Origin of the sequence: Agarivorans sp. TSD2052, from assembly GCF_023238625.1 — a bacterium.
Taxonomy (GTDB): domain Bacteria; phylum Pseudomonadota; class Gammaproteobacteria; order Enterobacterales; family Celerinatantimonadaceae; genus Agarivorans.
This window is the reverse complement of sequence record NZ_CP096670.1, coordinates 3,136,955-3,154,857: the sequence shown is the minus strand read 5'-3', so window position 1 is coordinate 3,154,857 and position 17,903 is coordinate 3,136,955. Positions and strand designations below refer to the sequence as shown.

Below are 17,903 nucleotides of genomic sequence, written 5' to 3'. Positions count from 1 at the left end.
CTATGCTTTGCCCCATTACGCGTTATAACAACATAGTGAGTTCAACTTGACTCAACAATTTACGACTCGGCTGACGCAATTAAGCGCAGCATTAGCAGATACCGGTGTGCTAGGCATAAAGCGCGGTATTGAACGTGAAGCATTACGTATTTGTGAGCAGGGGAAGTTAGCGCCTAATGGCCATCCTAAAGCTCTTGGGGCAGCCTTAACTCACCCCTTAATTACGACTGATTACGCCGAAACCTTACTCGAGTTTATTACGCCAGTTTCTGATAGCGTAGAACAGGTGTTATCAAGGCTTACGGATATTCACCATGAAACGCTGAAACAACTTGATGGTCAGCGCTTATGGCCCTTAAGTATGCCTTGTTATATCGGCAACGACCGAGATATTGTCTTGGCTGATTATGGTCAATCAAATATTGGTAAAATGAAACATGCCTACCGCCAAGGCTTACATCACCGCTATGGCAGTGCCATGCAGGTTATTTCTGGGGTTCATTATAATTTTTCATTACCTCTAGAGTTTTGGCAAACCCTGCAGCAGGTTGAAGGTGATACACAAGTTCTATCAGCGTATATCTCGCAGCGTTATATGGGGCTAATCCGTAACTTTTACCGTTTCGGTTGGATAGTGGCATATTTGTATGGTGCTTCACCGGCCTTATGTGGTTCGTTTATGAACGCTGGCGAAAGCGAACTAGCGTTTGAGAGTATGGGCCGTGGCACCTTATACCTCCCTTACGCTACCTCATTACGTTTAAGTGATTTGGGTTATACCAGTTCGGCGCAAAACGCGTTATACGTTAACTACAATAGCGTTAGTGAATATGTGAAAAGTGTTCGCAAAGCCGTTAGTAGTCACTCAGATGAGTTTGCTAAAATTGGCGTTAAAGTGGATGGTGAGTACCGCCAGTTAAATGCCAATATATTACAAATTGAAAATGAACTTTACGCACCGATCCGCGCGAAACGCGTGGCCAAGCCTGGGCAAACTCCCTCACAAGCTTTAGCAGAAGATGGCATTGAGTACATTGAAATTCGTGCCTTGGATGTTAACCCGTATAGTGCTGTCGGTGTCACGGAGTCACAAGTGCGGGTTATTGATAGTTTGTTACTCGCCTGTGTATTAATGGATTCGCCAGAAATGGATCAAGCTGAGTTGCAGCAATGCCGAAATAACTTTAACTCGGTGGCGATTCAGGGGCGTAATCCTGAGTTAGCGCTTAGCATTGGGCAAAGTACCAAGCGGCTACCTGAACACATCGACACGCTGCTCGCTCAGATGGCGCAAGCTGCCGAATTACTCGATATACAACGCGAGAGTCGTGATTTTTCTGATGCCTTAGACGAAGTATTCGCTGATGTTGTCAACGACAATACTTATTCTTCGCGCTTTTTGCGGTTATTAAAAGAGCAAGCCGAAGACAACAGTGGCTTAGGCTTGCAATGGGCTGCACAGTATCGCGATGAGATGCTTGGTCATTCGAGTATTAACTGGCAAGCTCATGACTTTAGCGCGATGGCTGAGCAAAGCTTTATTGATCAACAAGCAATAGAAGCCAGTGATGACCTCGATTTTGATCACTTTTTAGCGAAGTATTTTGAGAATGCCAATAAATAGGGAAATGATTGTTGTTAGGGTTGCCAGGGTAGTGTTGTTAGTTTCTGGTTTAGCTATTTTGGCTGGATGCAGTAGCGCACCGCCACAAGACCCTGAAAACTTGTGTAGTATTTTTGAAGAAAAGCGAGATTGGTATAAATCGGCCAAAAAAATGAACAAGAAATGGGGAACACCGGTGCATGTTCCCATGGCGATGATGTATCAAGAATCAAGCTTTAAACATAATGCTCGGCCACCTATGCAATATTGGTTAGGTTTTATTCCGGTAGGGCGAGCAAGCAGCGCTTATGGCTATAGCCAAGCTAAAACCATGACCTGGGATGATTATGTCAAAGAGACCGGTAACTCTTGGTCTTCACGCACCAATTTTGATGATGCTATCGATTTTATGGGTTGGTTTACCACCAAAACACACACCATAAACGGTGTTTCTAAATGGGACGCGCGTAATCAGTACCTCAACTACCACGAAGGGTGGGGCGGCTATAAGCGCGGTACGTATCGACAAAAACAATGGTTAGTGAAAGTTGCTGGTACCGTAGACCAACGTTCTAAACGTTATGCGGCACAGTATAATAAGTGTAAAGACGATCTAGATAGTAGCTGGCTTTGGCGGCTATTTTTTGGTTGAATACATCCAATTATGTAAGCCCAGTTCCGCTGGGAGATGAAGAGAGAAAATCATGCCTTTATTAGATAGTTTTACCGTTGATCACACGCGCATGCACGCACCTGCGGTTCGAGTAGCCAAAACCATGTCTACGCCGAGCAAAGATACCATTACTGTTTTTGATTTACGTTACTGCGTACCTAACGAAGAAATATTGTCAGAGAAAGGGATCCATACCCTAGAGCACTTATATGCTGGCTTTATGCGTCAGCATTTAAACTCTGCCGATGTAGAAATCATTGATATTTCACCAATGGGCTGTCGTACCGGCTTTTACATGAGCTTAATTGGTAGCCCTAACGAACAGCAAGTAGCAGAAGCATGGTTAGCGTCGATGCATGACGTATTGGCTGTCGCTAATCAAAGCGACATCCCTGAGCTTAATGAGTACCAATGTGGCACTTACTCTATGCACTCGCTGGATGAAGCCAAAAGTATTGCTAAGAACATCATTGATCGCGGTATCAGCGTAAACCAAAATGACCAACTGGGTTTGTCTGATGAGATCTTAGGTAAGCTGTAAACGGACTGCTTAAGGTAAAAAACCAGCAGTATGCTGGTTTTTTTATCGCTGCAATAAAGCACCTTGCGGTTCAGCGGTTTTTCACCCCTTATTGCTTTTCTTTAGGCTTGGTGTAAAACGCCGGCATCACTCGAGCGAGGCTCACTGTATTGTTCTCTGTTTCCACAATTTCGATGGGGTAGCCCGCGAGGCGAAGACAGAGATTGGCGTCTGGAATGTCTTCCAAATGCTCTACGATCAGCCCATTAAGCGTTTTAGGACCATCGGTGGGCAGCTTCCAGGTCATTTCCTTATTCAGGTCTCGAACGTTTACCGTGCCTTCAACTAAATAACTACCGTCAATTTGTGGGTGAATTTCATCGCTCAGTGCGGGCGCGATACTGGTGGTGAAATCACCAACGATTTCTTCCAGAATATCTTCTAGGGTGACTAAGCCTTGAATATCGCCATATTCGTCCACGATTAAACCAATGCGTTCTTTGCGGCGTTGAAACTTTAATAGTTGAACGTTAAGCGGAGTGCCTTCAGGAATGAAGTAAATTTCTTTAACTGCTCGTAGCATGGAGGTCTTATCAAACTGCTCACGCGAAAGCAGGCGTAAGGCGTCACGCGAATGAACAAAACCCACCGAATCGTCAATGGTATCGCGGAACAACAAGATTTTAGTGTGAGTGCTTTGGGTTAGTTGGCGTAGAATACTTTCCCAATCATCGTTGATGTCGATAGCCGCAATTTCATTTCGCGGGATCATGATGTCGTCTACCGTCACTTTCTCAAGATCGAGAATACTTAACAACATATCTTGGTGGCGCTTGGGTATCATCGTGCCCGCTTCGTCTACAACCGTGCGTAACTCATCTGAGTTTAAGGCCTCTCCATCTTTGTTTTCAGGGTTTACGCCCAGCAGGCGAAGTAAACCATTGGTAACCCCATTAGTGGCCCATATCACTGGAAACAATAGCTTCATCAACGGGCGTAACAACAATGATGCAGGAAACGCTATTTTTTCAGGATAGAGCGCGGCCATGGTTTTTGGTGTGACTTCGGCAAAAATAAGAATCACAAAAGTAAGGGCAAGAGTAGCAATAGCGACACCTACATCACCAAATAAACGTAATCCAATAATCGTTGCGATAGCCGAGGCAAAGATGTTCACTAGATTGTTACCGATAAGAATCAGGCCAATTAAGCGATCTGGGCGTTGCAGTAGTTTGTCGACTCGTTTGGCTGCATTGTGCTTCGTATTAACTAGATGCCGCAGACGGTAGCGATTAAGCGACATCATGCCAGTTTCAGAGCTAGAAAAAAATGCAGAGCAAATAATGAGGAACACGAGCAGTAATAATAAGCTACTCGTAGAGATGTCGTCCAAGCAGGAGAATCCTTGATTAGTATAAGCCCTCTAATTTATATGTTGGCTCAAAGGGCTGTCAAGGTGAGTTTGCTAGCTAAGGATAATTTCCTTAACAAAGCGTGAACCAAAATAAGCTAAAGACAGCAATATCGACGCAATTACCGTCATTATTACCACTATCTTGCCTCGCCAGCCCCGATAGTGGTGACCCCACAATAAACCCGCGTAGATCAGCCAAGCAACAGAGCTAAAGATAGCTTTATGGCCTCTACCGCCGGTAAAAAAGTCGGTCAAGAAAAAGAAACCACTGAGCAGTGAAACACTCAGTAAGATGACACCAACTCGAATCAACAAAAATAGTTGTTTCTCAATACTCATTAACGAAGGCATTGCCGGGTGAATAGCACCGGGTTTATGCCGTTTTAAGGTCCAGTCTAAATAAGCCATTTGCAGCGCATAAAGACTCGCTATCATCAATACCGTAAAAGCAGCTAAGGCGACACTGATGTGGATTAATACTTCGGGTTTAAGCTCCAGATGAATAATGTAATCGCTGGGGATCATTACCGCTAGCAGCATGGTGATAATCGAGAACAGGTAAACCACAGGGAGAATAAACCACAACTTAAAATGTTGGGTCAAAGAGGTGACAGTGATGGCGATCAGCAAGCTCACTAAACCTGCCACATTAAAAATACTTAAATCTTGCCCTTGGGCTAAAAATAAATGTTCAGCAACCCAAACGCCATGCAGTACAATGGCGCAGCCTGCGCTGAGCCATAACCATTTATTAGGGCCACTTTGTTTGTTTACTAAACCGGTAATACAAACATAGGCGGCTAACAGATAAAATATGGTGGTAGGAAGTACCAATACATTCATGATTTTAAGTTAACTAACTGATTGTTGGACATTCAGTATACTCGGCCTAATCAGCTAGAGCTAGAATTAGCTTTTAGAATCTCGTTGCTAAGGTATAATGTGCCGGCTGAACTATGCTCGCTATATGATCAACAGGAAATAGCATGTTTGAAAACTTATCTGATCGACTCTCGAAAACATTAAAGAATATTAGTGGCCGTGGCCGCTTAACTGAAGACAACATCAAAGATACGCTACGTGAAGTTCGTATGGCTTTGTTAGAAGCCGACGTAGCCTTGCCGGTGGTTCGTGAGTTTGTCAAAAAAGTAAAAGAACGTGCGCTGGGCCAAGAAGTCAATAAAAGCCTTAGTCCTGGTCAAGTATTCGTTAAAATTGTCCAGCAAGAGCTTGAAGCGGCTATGGGCGACTCTAACGAAAGCCTAAATTTAGCGACTCAGCCTCCGGCGGTGGTGATGATGGCTGGCCTGCAAGGGGCTGGTAAAACTACTTCTGTAGCCAAACTCGCTAAGTTCTTAAAAGAGCGTGAAAAGAAAAAAGTGATGGTAGTGAGCGCCGATATTTATCGCCCCGCTGCAATCAAACAGCTTGAGACCTTAGCGACTGAAGTTGATGCCATTTTTTACCCGAGTAATGAAAACCAAAATCCAGTCGATATTGTCAACGGTGCTATTGCAGAAGCGCGTAAGCAATTTGCCGATGTATTGTTAGTGGATACTGCGGGTCGTTTGCATGTTGACGAAGACATGATGAGCGAGATAAAGGCCTTACATGAAGCAGTCACGCCGGTAGAAACCTTATTCGTGGTTGACGCCATGACGGGGCAAGATGCTGCAAACACCGCTCAAGCCTTTAACGAAGCGCTGCCATTAACCGGTATTATCTTGACTAAAACCGATGGTGACGCACGTGGTGGTGCTGCACTATCGATTCGTCATATTACTGGCAAGCCGATTAAATTTATGGGTGTGGGTGAAAAAACCGACGCGTTAGAACCGTTCCACCCTGATCGTATTGCATCTCGTATTTTGGGTATGGGAGATGTTCTCTCTTTAATTGAGGAAGTAGAGCGTAAGGTTGATAAAGACCAAGCTCAAAAGCTAGCCAAAAAAGTTCAAAAAGGTAAGGGCTTCGATTTAGAAGATTTCCGTGAACAGCTAGTACAAATGAAAAGTATGGGCGGCATGATGGGCATGATGGATAAATTGCCTGGTATGGGCCAAGTTCCTGACAATGTTAAAGATCAAATGAATGATAAGCTAACCAATCAAATGGAAGCGATCATCAATTCAATGACGCCTGGTGAACGCAAACGTCCTGAAATTATTAAAGGCTCGCGTAAGCGTCGTATTGCGATGGGGTCAGGTACTCAGATTCAAGATGTGAATAAGTTGCTTAAACAATTTACTCAGATGCAAAAAATGATGAAAAAAATGTCGGGTAAAGGTGGCATGCGTAAGATGATGAGCCAAATGAAAGGCATGATGCCTCCGGGTGGAATGGGCGGTATGGGTGGAATGGGCGGTGGTGGCCGCGGTCGTTTCTAACTATATTTCAGGTCATTTAATTCTCAAAGCCCAGTAGAAAACTGGGCTTTGTTGTTTTAGAACGCGGCTATCAGCATAAAAGGGGGGCGCTTAAGCTAGACAGGTTTGGGGTCGTTTAGCACTGCGCTTTATATTGTTTAGCACTTGCTCCCAGCAGTGATAGATAAGCAAATGACCATGTGCTGGTAATTCATGCAGTTTTGCATTGGGTAGGGCGCTACAAAGTAAGCGAGCTAGTTGAATCGGCACATGCTGATCTTGAGCCCCATGCCAAATACTGATGGGGGAGTTTATCTCAGACAGATTCAGCGACCAGTCTTGGCTGAGTAAAGATAATTCATTGGCAAATGCTGATGGTCCTTGTCGCATTGCCTCCCTAAAAGCTAATAGAAAGTTGCTGGTTACTTCCGGTTCAGAAAGGGCCGCAGCATCACTTTCGCATAAAAATGGATAGACCTGATCGAAGTAGCGCTCAGGGTCACTCATTACATTACGAGCAAGAAAGGTTAGCAAGGGGTGCATTATATTCGGTGCATTTAAGCCAATATAGGCAAGCAGCTTGTTGCTTGCTTTTACCCCGTGCAAAAGTTTTATGGGTTGGTAAGGGGTCACGCTGCTAATCAGCGTAGTATGAATCACCCGATCAGGTGCTAATGCTGCTAACGCCAAGGCAAAAGGCCCTCCTCCGCAAAAACCGGCAACACAAAACCGATCTAACTTTAGATGGTCAGCCAGACGTAAGCTATCTTTAGCAGACTGTTGTAAACTCGGCTTATAATTTGTGCTGGCTAAACCAAAACCTGCTCTGTCAGCGGTGATGAGCCTTACCCCTTGTTCGAATACTGTATTTTTATTTGGGTGTTGTTGTAAGCGAGAGCCAGTGCTGGGGTGAAACATTAACACGGGTAAGTCAGAGCTTAAGCCCACATCGCTATAGGCATGTTGGCGGTCATCTAAGCGCAGTTGCTGATGGTAACATGGCGCACTAAGGTGCTGTTGTTGCAATAAGCTGGGCGTTAACTGAGGTTTAGCAGTTTTGGTGCTACCATGGGTTAAAGCCAGTTTTATTAGCTCACTTTGTCGGTGGCAAGCGGTTTTAGCAAAGATAGCCTTTAGTTGAGTTCGCACCGTATTGATTGAAATGGTGTTGTTGCTAGCTATCTGACTGAGGGTGCGCTCCTTTAGAAGTTGAGCCATGATGCGTACTTCAGCCGGCGTTAATCTATAACGTGCAGCGAAACTGTCTAAATCAACCTCCACTAAAGCTTCTGCGCAAGCGATTAACACCAGAACCTGGCCACCTTGCTGCCATACATCAACCACTCGAGATAAATTTAAGCTAATGCTGTTTGGTTGGAAGCTTTCTCCCACCTGTAAGCTTATCGAGCTATGTTTAGGGTTTGGAGCGCACAGTTGCTCCATTGCTTGGTTAAATTGGCGTTGAACTTGCCGTTGCGCCATGACGACTTTGGCATCACTGACTTTTAACGACGTGGTTTTTTCAAGCGTATTACGTGCTTGCTGGTTGGTTTGCAGTACTTGCCCTGTTGATGAAAGCAACAAGGCCGGAAGAGGGAGTTGTTCAAACAGCTTGTTTTGCAAAAGCTGCTGGTCTTGGCCCTTCGCGATTTGTTGGCAAATGTGAGCACTGCGCTCAAGGTGTGCGACTAGTTCGTCTAACACTTTGTTTGGGGATGGCACCACACAAGTACTTAGTTGTCCTTCGCTCCCCAACATGGCGTGTTCGCCAGTAAGTTGTTGAGCCTGTAGAGGAAGGTATTCTACCAGCTGCTCCAATAGCTCCGGCCATTGAGCAGGGTTTAAGGAGGTATCGTAAATTTTGCCTATTAGAGTTTCGGGTAACGGTTCCGTGTTACGCATAACGTCATTGTTATCCAATTAAAATGACAAGCAGATTGTAAAATAACGTTAACGGCATGAGGGCGAAAAATAAAGCGAAAGCGGTGCCTAATCGGCATAGATTAGCATCTAGATCAATTGCTGCTGAGTGTTTGGCCGCCTTGGTTTATCATCTCTAAATGTACTAAGGTCGACAAAGGGCTTATTTCTGTTTGTCCTGCGGGGGCCGACATCAAGTATGAATGGCTTATCGTTTTATTCGGTAAGTGTTGATCGATGGTTTGGCCTGCAATCGCCATCACCACTATTGGGGATTTGCTGTACTCAGGGTAAGCGGTGATATTGAGCGAAGCTTTGCCAAATTTATTTGACGTTGCGCTAGGTTCGTCAAGGTCGCAAATAAAATTGTTGTTGCGGTCTAGCCAGACTTGAGCATTTTCGAGTTTGCCATCAATGGCTATGATTTCCAGTTTTGATGGGATGGTTGGCTGCTCAAGCTGTTCACGTTGGTCAGTACTAACCAGTATCGCCCCCCCTAGGGCGAGAGCCAAAGGATATAAGATGTTCATCATCGTCCCTTTATTAGTCATTATCTAAAGACGTCAAACCCATTGAACTAATATATAAAATCGTCCGTTTTGCTACATCACCCATATAGGTGAAAAGTAAGCGAATGGTTAAATAATGTGGCTTTAATCAGTTTTCGGGGGGGAAGGTATCAATGATAGTCGCTGGGTGGTGGGTAGGGCTGTCTTAGGGGGAAAGATTCGCGGCCTCGGTGAAATACCAAGGCCGCGTATTTAGCGGTAGTTTTCTGTTAACTCACCAGCTTTAATAAAGCGCTGACATTAGTTGTTGTAACTGATTAAAGTCGAGAGATTTATCCGCGTCTACACTGGCGTCGCTAGGTGAAGGGTGGGCGCAAAGCACGATACCGTCAGCACCTAACAATTTGGCCGCTTTAGCCATTGGGGCTACCGCACTTAAATCTTCAACGGCTTCGCCTGGATTCACTACAATAGGTAGGTGGGTGCGTTGACGAAGTAAGCTAATAGCACCTAGATCCAAAGTAAGCTTGTTTTTACCTTCTAGAGTTCTCACTCCGGCTTCACATAAAATGACTTGCTGATTACCTTGCGCCAAAATGTAGTCTGCGGCATGCAGCCACTCATCTATCGAAGCCATATTGTTGCGCTCTAGCAGAATAGGGCGCGTTGATTTACCTAACTCTTTTAATAGGTTGAAGTTCTTCATATGGCGAGAGCGAACATGCAAAATATCAGCTTTAGCAGCTAACATGACTACTTGGTCTACCGCACTGACTTCGGTCATTGTGGGTAACTTGTATTTTTTACCCGCAACGTTTAGGTAATTTAACCCTTCTTCACCTAAACCTTTGAAGCTATAAGGAGAACTGCGAGGCTTGAAGCAACCTGCGGCTAATACAGCCGCACCACTTTCTTTAGCTGCGCCCGCACAATGGAGTATCTGTTGCTCTGACTCAACCGCGCCTGGTCCCGTGAAGGTAATAAATCCACCATCACCTATTTTTACATCACCAACACGGACTACGGTGTTACTTGATTTATGAGAACGACTTGATAGGGCTCCATCAGCTTGCACGGTATTGATTAAGCTAGGCGCTTCATTGCCGGTCATCTGCTGATGGGCTAACGCTTCGAGCGGAATTAAGGTGGGGTCTACATTTTCACTTGGGTAGCAACCTAAGACTTTGATATAGCGAGTTAAACGGGTTAACTCGGCCAAAGCAGATTGCATTTGCGCAGATTTCACATTGGCGGATACGTCAACATAAAACATCTCTTCCCAAGGATTACCCTGTACTGGGCGAGATTCTAGCTTACTCATGTTGATATCATGCTCTCGCAATACCAACAACGCTTCAACCAACGAGCCTGCCTGTTGTGCAGTAGACATGATAAAGGTCGTGCGAGCTGGCACTTGTTCAGCAACATCGACCGGTTTACGAGATACCACAATGAAACGAGTATAGTTTTGTTGCTGATTGGCAATGTTTGTTTTTAGCGCTTGTAGGCCATACATTTCGCCGCCGACCTGACTACCAATCGCACCAACCGTTAAGTCGTCGCCGCTGGCGACCACTTCCATTGCTTTTGATGAACTATCAACAAAATCAACTCGAGTGCTTGCTAAAGTTCGTAGGTAAGCACTGCATTGCGCGTAAGGTTGAGGGTGCGCATACAAGGTCGTAATGTGTTCTAAATTAGCGTTAGGGTGTGCTAAAACACAGTGGTCGATAGCTATCGATAACTCACCCACAATAGACAAACTGGTATGCTGCATGACGTCGTAAACTTCATTAATACTGCCAGAGCTAGTATTTTCAATCGGCAACATACCGTAATCAGCTTGGCCAGATTCAACGGTATCTACAATGTCTTGGAAGCCACTACAGCCAAACTCAACAATTTGTTTTTTGTAACGAGAGAAGTATTGATGGGTGGCAATATTACTGTATGACCCTTTATTACCCAAGAATGCGACACGTACCGCCGGCGTATGTTTATCAGGGTTAGTAATACCTTGCAGAAAGGCTTGTTGAGAGAGCACCGAGTCTTCAATAATTGTGTGGTAAAGCTGCGTTACATAGTGCGCATCTAAGCCTAATTCGCGGCCTTTATTGATCAGCTTTACCAGCAATAGCTGCTCGCGCTCTTGGTCGCGAATAGCTTTGGGGTTTTCTATTTTGCTTTTAGCCACTTCAACGCTGAGTTGGCGACGCTCAGTGAGTAAAGATAATAGCGATTGATCGAGCTCTGTTATTTTTGTTCGGATCTGCTCTAAGTCTGCCATGTTGTATTCCCTGTCTATAAAAAAAGCCTCCTAAGAAGGAGGCTTTATGAATTCTGTGTGTTTTCTTTTTTACACCAATTCCGTCCGCCTCCCTATAAGGGTGGAATAAAAAAGAAACCAAACAAAAATCGGGTGTTGAATATTTTCATGCGATCAGACTAAAAAGCAATCATGTTAAAGTCAAGTAATACCAAGAGATTAATCCTTGGTATTACTTTTATTAACTAAGCCTTATGCGGCTTGTTCATCCTCTGGATTAGGCTCGCCGTCATCAATTTCGGCAGGCTCTCTTAAGAAATCTTTCCCTGAACGGCTAGAGCGGTGGGCATTAGGCTTGTCTTGGAAACGGTGCAGTTGTCGCTCCAATTTCTGTCCTAAGTTATTAATCGCCACACTCAGGTCTTGGTGCTCATCGCTGGCAAACAGTTGTCCGTTTGGCAGGTTAATCTTCGCTTCTACTTTTACCTTCTTGTTGTCGGTGGTAATGATCACTTTTGGTGAGATGAGCGGAATTTGATTTTTTTCCAATTTTTCAAAGCGCGCGGCAATGTGCTCACGAATGGTTGGGGTAATAGAAATATTCTTGCTGGTAATATCAATAATCATAAGCCTCCCAAAGACTCTGTAGTAATTATTTCAAGTTCAGAATACGATCTCTAAAAATAAAAAACCAGTTCTAGATCACTTTTTTATAAGCCTTAAAGTTTCCTCAAGCTTGAATGTGACTATCTAGCGAAAAGTAGGATAAATAACACAATAATGCTTGAATCCGAAGGCTTTATTCGGCACATTTGAAAAGATAACAAGGCAAGTTACTGGGTCACTTCGACCGCGAACTAAATCGCCATTCGCCTTTGTTGCGTCTGTTAATCTTCTCTGTGTTGTTTATTTCTTCACTCTTTTTGGTTGTCTCTTCTATATTAGTTCATTTATCAGCCAAACTTATCATTAGCCATGCCACTGGGTCATTTATTCGGTGATTTCAGTGTAAATTTGCTCAATAGCGCTTTATCTTTTAGTTTCGAGTCGGTTATAACTAGTAGGTATATAAGTAAGTTAATGATTCGATTCATTCAAATAAGGAAGCGCTCATTATGAAACGGCTGTTATCGGCAATTTGTCTTTTGGTTTTTGGCTCCGCTCATGCCGAAGAATTTAGTCGCTCCCATGCCTTGGTGATGCATGGTGAACCAGCTTTAGCGGCAGATTTTACTCAGCTCCCTTATGTTAATGCTGATGCGCCAAAGCAAGGAACGATTACCCACGAAGCACAAGGTACCTTTGATACTTTTAATGCTTTTATCGTAAAGGGAAATCCGGCCGCGGGGATAGGGCAAATATACGATACGTTATTAACCGCAAATGACGATGAAGCCTTTGCTCAATATGGCTTGTTAGCCGAGAGTATAGACTTAGCAGACGATCGCTCTTGGGTACGCTTCAACTTACGTCCTGAGGCGCGTTTTCATGATGGTCAGCCGGTGACCGCCGAAGATGTTGTTTTCACTTTTAATTTGTTGATGGAAAAAGGTGCGCCATTCTATCGGGCTTATTACGGCAGTATCAAAGAGGCCGTAGCCGAATCTACATTGAGTGTTCGTTTTAGTTTTGTCGATGGTACCAACCGAGAGTTACCGCTCATCTTGGGGCAATTACCGATTTTTCCAAAACACTTTTGGCAGCAACACGATTTTGCTAAAGCCGACCTCACCATCCCCTTAGGTTCGGGACCTTACCAAATAGACAAATTTGATACCGGACGCTCAGTCAGTTATGCCTTAGTGAAAGATTACTGGGCCAAAGACCTACCGGTTAACCGCGGCCGTTATAACATCGCTACCGTCAAATATGAGTACTACCGCGACTCCTCAGTGGCTTTAGAGGCGTTTAAGTCAGGACGAATAGATTACCGAATAGAAACCAGCGCTAAAGATTGGGCTACTGCTTATACCGGGCCGATGTTTGACAAGGGCCAAGTCCATACCGATACCCTAAAAAATGAAAACCCACAGGGCATGCAGGGTTTCGTATTTAATACTCGTCGCCAGCTATTTAAGCAGCCAGATGTGCGCAAGGCGATTGGCTTATTGTTTGATTTTGAGTGGACTAACGAGCAATTGTTTTATGGTGCCTATAAACGTACTGATAGTTATTTTGCAGCGTCAGAACTTGCTGCCACTGGCTTGCCTCAAGCGGGTGAACTCGCCTTACTTGAAAGGTTTAAAGAACAGCTTCCAGAGCAACTATTTACAGAACCGTTTAGCTTAGATAAAACCCGTGGTGACGGTAATATTCGCCCGCAAATGCGTGAAGCCTTAGCCTTGTTAAAAGGAGAAGGGTGGACCTTAAGTAAAGGTAAGTTAGTCGATAGCAACGGCAAGCAAATGCATATTGAATTTTTACTTTACCAAAAAAGTTTTGAGCGGATTGTTTTACCTTATACCCGTAACCTTCAAAAAATAGGTATCAGTACCGAAGTACGCGTGGTTGATGTATCTCAATATGTAAATCGAGTGCAACAATTCGACTTTGATATGGTGGTAGGCAGCTTTGGTCAATCATCCTCACCGGGTAATGAACAACGTGACTTTTGGGGGAGTAAAGCCGCTGAGCATGTCGGGTCGCGTAATATCATCGGGGTGAACAGTCCGGTAGTCGATAAGTTGATTGAAGCAGTGATTGCCGCCGAAGACCGCCAAGCGCTAATTGATGCTACTCGAGCTTTAGACCGAGTATTACTGTGGTCGTATTATGTTGTGCCACAGTGGCACTTAAATGCTTGGCGTGTCGCTTATTGGGATAAACTCAAACGACCAGAGCGTAATCCTAAATTCGCTTTAGGGTTAGATAGCTGGTGGGTAGAATAAAACCTCAATGACTAGCTACATTTTTCGTCGTTTATTACTGATGATCCCTACTTTGCTAGGGATCATGACGCTCAACTTTTTAATCATTCAATCTGCGCCTGGTGGGCCAGTTGAACAAGCGATAGCCAAAATTCAAGGTATTGATACCTCGGCCACGCGACGGGTTGATTCTGGGGTCGATACTGAAATCATTCAAAGTAATACTGGTGCAGGTGGTTCTAGCCAATATCGCGGTGCTCAGGGCTTACCTGAAGAGTTAGTGAAAGAACTAGAGCAATTGTACGGTTTTGATAAGCCATTACACGAGCGTTACTTTGAAATGCTGGGTAATTATTTGCGCTTTGACTTTGGCGATAGTTTTTATCGCGACAGTAGCGTGGTGGAGTTAATTCTAGAAAAAATGCCGGTGTCTATTTCGCTAGGTTTATGGACTACCTTACTGGTGTATGGCATTTCGATTCCTTTGGGGATCCGCAAAGCGGTGCGTCACGGCAGTCGCTTTGATGTGTGGAGTTCAACCTTAGTGACTGTGGGGTTTGCTATTCCTAACTTTTTATTTGCTATTATGCTGATTGTTTTATTTGCTGGTGGCAGTTACTGGGATTGGTTTCCGCTACGCGGTTTAACATCGGCCAATTGGGAAGAGCTAAGCCTATTGGGTAAAGTAGGTGATTACTTCTGGCATTTAGCATTACCGGTAACCGCTATGGTCATTAGCAGTTTTGCTACCCTTACCATGCTCACCAAAAACTCCTTTTTAGATGAGATAAATAAGCAATACGTACTGACGGCGCGAGCCAAGGGCTTAAGTGAAAATCGCGTGTTATATGGCCATGTATTTCGCAATGCCATGCTGCTGGTTATTTCTAGTTTACCGGCGACCTTGATCAGTATCTTCTTAACCGGTTCTTTCATGATTGAAGTAATATTCTCCTTAGATGGCCTAGGTTTATTAGGCTTTGAAGCGGTGGTGAATCGCGATTATCCGGTCGTATTTGGCACCTTGTATATGTCTACTTTGATTGGTCTTATCTTGAAGCTGATTAGTGATATCACCTATACCATGATTGATCCTCGAATTAACTTTGAGGGGAGGCATTAGCATGGGGCTGGTTGCACAGTGGAAACGGGCTAAAGCCAGTCCGATTAACCAACGCCGCTGGACGCAGTTCAAGGCCAATCGTCGCGGATATTGGAGCTTCTGGCTGTTTCTATTACTGTTTATCGGTAGCTTGTTTGCAGAATTTGTGGCCAACGACAAGCCAGTATTAATTCGCTATCAACAGCAATGGATGATGCCCATTATTACCGAATACAGCGAGCAACAGTTCGGCGGCGATTTAGACATTGAAGCTGATTATTCAGATCCATATATTCAAGAACTTATCGAGCAACAAGGAGGCTGGATGTTGTGGCCGCCAGTGCGCTTCTCGTTTGACACTATTAACTACAACCTAAACGTACCATCGCCTTCACCACCAAGTTCTATCAACTGGCTAGGTACCGATGATCAAGGCCGCGATGTATTTGCGCGGTTGTTGTATGGCTTTCGTTTATCGGTACTTTTTGCCATGGTGTTAGCGGTGAGTAGCTCAGTGATTGGGGTCGCGGTCGGTGCTATGCAAGGGTATTTTGGTGGGCGAGTGGATTTATTGGGCCAACGCTTTATTGAAATATGGTCTGGTATGCCGCAGATGTTTTTACTGATTATCTTGTCCAGCTTGGTACAGCCAAGCTTTTGGTGGCTACTGGGCATACTATTGCTGTTTAGTTGGATGAGTTTGGTGGATGTGGTGAGAGCCGAGTTTCTTCGGGGCCGAAATTTGGAGTATGTGAAAGCTGCTCGCGCCTTAGGAGTTGGTGACCGCGCTATTATGGCCAGACACATTTTACCCAACGCTATGATCGCCACCCTTACCTTCATGCCGTTTATTTTTATTGGCGGGCTCACCGCCTTAACCGGGCTTGATTATTTGGGGTTTGGTTTACCGCCAGGTTCCCCTTCACTGGGTGAAATGGTCGCACAAGGTAAAAACAACCTGCAGGCTCCTTGGTTGGGTATCACGGCATTTTTCTCTATGTCGATAATATTAATTTTGCTGGTGTTTATTGGTGAAGCCACTCGTGATGCTTTTGATCCACGGAAACGAATTTAGGTAGCTGAAATGAATAAGTTATTAGAAGTTAAGCAGCTATCGGTGTGTTTTGGCTTGCCTGAGCCGGTGGTAAAACAAGTGAGTTTTGATGTTTATAATGGCGAGACGCTTGCGCTAGTAGGGGAAAGCGGCTCGGGGAAATCGGTCACGGCGCTATCTGTGTTGTCGTTACTGGGGGAAAATGCTGAGGTAAGTGGTGATATTTTACTCCAGCAACAGTCGGTATTGCATCAGCCTGTTAAATTGTTACAAGCCTTACGTGGCGACCAAATCGCGATGATTTTTCAAGAGCCGCTTACCTCCTTAAATCCTTTACATTCGGTAGAAAAACAGATCAGTGAAGTATTGTGTGTACATCGCGGCATGCACAAGCAACAAGCCAGAGAGCGAGTGCTGGAGCTACTGGACTTGGTTGGCATTGTTGAACCCGACAAACGGCTGGCGAGTTTTCCGCATCAATTGTCAGGGGGGCAGCGACAGCGCGTAATGATCGCTATGGCCTTAGCTACCGAGCCTAAATTACTGATAGCTGATGAGCCAACTACTGCATTAGATGTCACTATTCAGCAGCAGATTTTAGAATTGTTAAAGGAGCTTCAGCAGAAGCTAGGCATGGCGATCCTGTTAATTACCCATGATTTGAATGTGGTACGTGGGTATGCAAGTCGGGTTGCAGTGATGAAGGCAGGAGAGTTGGTGGAAGTTAATAACTGCCAAGCGCTATTCGCCGCCCCGCAACATGCTTATACCAAGATGTTATTGGATTCTGAGCCGGTCCGCGGTCAGCTTCCACAGGCAAAACAAGAAATGTTGTTAGAGGTAAAAAAGCTCAAGGTGTGGTTTCCGATTAAACGTGGTTTTCTGCAACGTACGGTTGATCATATCAAAGCGGTAAACGGCATTGACTTTCACTTAAAACGCGGCGAAACCTTAGGCATCGTTGGTGAAAGTGGCTCGGGTAAAAGCACGCTTGCCCAAGCAGTATTAAGGCTCACTGATAGTGAAGGGAGTATTGCCTTCAAACAAGAGTTCATTGAACACTATAGCGTTAAAAAAATGCGCCCCTTACGTCGTTTTATGCAAATTGTGTTTCAAGACCCATTCTCTAGCTTAAGCCCTCGGATGTCGGTGTTACAAATTGTTGGTGAGGGCTTAAATCTACATTTCGATTTGGATGAGAAGCAACTAAAACAACGCGTCACCGAAGCCTTACAAGATGTTGGTTTAACGCCTGAGATTATGCATCGTTATCCTCATGAGTTTTCTGGTGGCCAGCGTCAGCGGATTTCTTTGGCTAGAGCGTTGGTATTAAAACCAGAAATACTGATCCTTGACGAACCCACCTCGGCATTAGACTGTACGGTACAGAAACAACTCTTAGACCTGCTGCGAAATTTGCAATTAAAATATAATCTTAGCTACTTATTTATCAGCCACGACTTAGCGGTAATTCGTGCGTTAAGCCATCGCGTAATGGTCATGCAGCAGGGTGAATTAGTAGAACAAGGGGAAACGGAGCAACTTTTTTCGCAGCCTAAGCAAGAATATACTCGCCGATTAATCAATGCTGCGTTAATCTGAATATCAG

The 17,903-nt window shown here is 44.6% G+C and carries 14 protein-coding genes and 1 other annotated feature; of the genes, 8 read left to right on the top strand and 6 right to left on the bottom strand.

Annotation, left to right across the window (positions count from 1 at the left end):
- The first annotated feature begins 46 nt into the window (after positions 1-46).
- The 3 genes from gshA to luxS are packed head-to-tail and all read left to right on the top strand — an operon-like array spanning position 47 to position 2,817.
- The gene (gene gshA / locus M0C34_RS14245; protein WP_248712350.1) at positions 47-1,624 is read left to right on the top strand and encodes a glutamate--cysteine ligase; all 1,578 of its coding nucleotides are present in this window, start codon (positions 47-49) and stop codon (positions 1,622-1,624) included.
- Between the two features lie 4 nt (positions 1,625-1,628).
- Positions 1,629-2,255 carry a transglycosylase SLT domain-containing protein gene (locus M0C34_RS14240; RefSeq protein ID WP_248715642.1) on the top strand — a complete coding sequence of 209 codons (627 nt, stop codon included), beginning with the start codon at positions 1,629-1,631 and terminating at the stop codon, positions 2,253-2,255.
- Positions 2,256-2,307: 52 nt separating this feature from the next.
- Positions 2,308-2,817 (top strand): S-ribosylhomocysteine lyase, encoded by a 510-nt coding sequence (gene luxS / locus M0C34_RS14235; RefSeq protein ID WP_248712349.1) that lies wholly within the window; start codon positions 2,308-2,310, stop codon positions 2,815-2,817.
- Between the two features lie 88 nt (positions 2,818-2,905).
- Here luxS and M0C34_RS14230 read toward each other — a convergent pair whose 3' ends face one another.
- Positions 2,906-4,189: an HlyC/CorC family transporter gene (locus tag M0C34_RS14230; RefSeq protein ID WP_248712348.1), complete on the bottom strand. Its 1,284-nt coding sequence runs from the start codon at positions 4,187-4,189 to the stop codon at positions 2,906-2,908.
- A gap of 72 nt (positions 4,190-4,261) precedes the next feature.
- Complete coding sequence (locus tag M0C34_RS14225; protein ID WP_248712347.1) at positions 4,262-5,053, bottom strand: cytochrome C assembly family protein; 792 nt, start codon at positions 5,051-5,053, stop codon at positions 4,262-4,264.
- A gap of 143 nt (positions 5,054-5,196) precedes the next feature.
- On the opposite strand from M0C34_RS14225, the gene ffh reads away from it, so the two are divergent.
- On the top strand, positions 5,197-6,597 hold the full coding sequence (ffh, locus tag M0C34_RS14220) for a signal recognition particle protein (RefSeq protein ID WP_248712346.1): 1,401 nt from the start codon (positions 5,197-5,199) through the stop codon (positions 6,595-6,597).
- Positions 6,598-6,687: 90 nt separating this feature from the next.
- Here ffh and M0C34_RS14215 read toward each other — a convergent pair whose 3' ends face one another.
- The 4 genes from M0C34_RS14215 to hpf form a co-directional block, all read right to left on the bottom strand.
- Entirely contained in the window at positions 6,688-8,478 is a 1,791-nt protein-coding gene (locus M0C34_RS14215; RefSeq protein WP_248712345.1) for a bifunctional helix-turn-helix transcriptional regulator/alpha/beta hydrolase, read from the bottom strand.
- A 113-nt stretch (positions 8,479-8,591) separates the two neighbouring features.
- Positions 8,592-9,029, bottom strand: a complete 438-nt coding sequence (locus M0C34_RS14210; protein ID WP_248712344.1) for a hypothetical protein — start codon at positions 9,027-9,029, stop codon at positions 8,592-8,594.
- Between the two features lie 259 nt (positions 9,030-9,288).
- A complete protein-coding gene (aroF, locus tag M0C34_RS14205; RefSeq protein WP_248712343.1) occupies positions 9,289-11,292 on the bottom strand; it encodes a 3-deoxy-7-phosphoheptulonate synthase in 2,004 nt (667 codons plus the stop codon).
- Between the two features lie 16 nt (positions 11,293-11,308).
- Positions 11,309-11,436, bottom strand: a sequence feature (Phe leader region).
- An 87-nt stretch (positions 11,437-11,523) separates the two neighbouring features.
- Positions 11,524-11,898, bottom strand: coding sequence for a ribosome hibernation-promoting factor, HPF/YfiA family (hpf, locus tag M0C34_RS14200; protein WP_248712342.1), 375 nt, complete (start codon positions 11,896-11,898; stop codon positions 11,524-11,526).
- Positions 11,899-12,386: 488 nt separating this feature from the next.
- Between hpf and M0C34_RS14195 the strand changes: the two genes are divergently transcribed.
- The 4 genes from M0C34_RS14195 to M0C34_RS14180 are packed head-to-tail and all read left to right on the top strand — an operon-like array spanning position 12,387 to position 17,896.
- Positions 12,387-14,159 (top strand): extracellular solute-binding protein, encoded by a 1,773-nt coding sequence (locus M0C34_RS14195; RefSeq protein WP_248712341.1) that lies wholly within the window; start codon positions 12,387-12,389, stop codon positions 14,157-14,159.
- A gap of 7 nt (positions 14,160-14,166) precedes the next feature.
- Positions 14,167-15,261: a microcin C ABC transporter permease YejB gene (locus tag M0C34_RS14190; RefSeq protein ID WP_248712340.1), complete on the top strand. Its 1,095-nt coding sequence runs from the start codon at positions 14,167-14,169 to the stop codon at positions 15,259-15,261.
- 1 nt (position 15,262) lies between these two features.
- A complete protein-coding gene (locus tag M0C34_RS14185) occupies positions 15,263-16,315 on the top strand; it encodes an ABC transporter permease (RefSeq protein WP_248712339.1) in 1,053 nt (350 codons plus the stop codon).
- Between the two features lie 9 nt (positions 16,316-16,324).
- Positions 16,325-17,896: an ABC transporter ATP-binding protein gene (locus tag M0C34_RS14180; protein ID WP_248712338.1), complete on the top strand. Its 1,572-nt coding sequence runs from the start codon at positions 16,325-16,327 to the stop codon at positions 17,894-17,896.
- Positions 17,897-17,903: the final 7 nt, after the last annotated feature.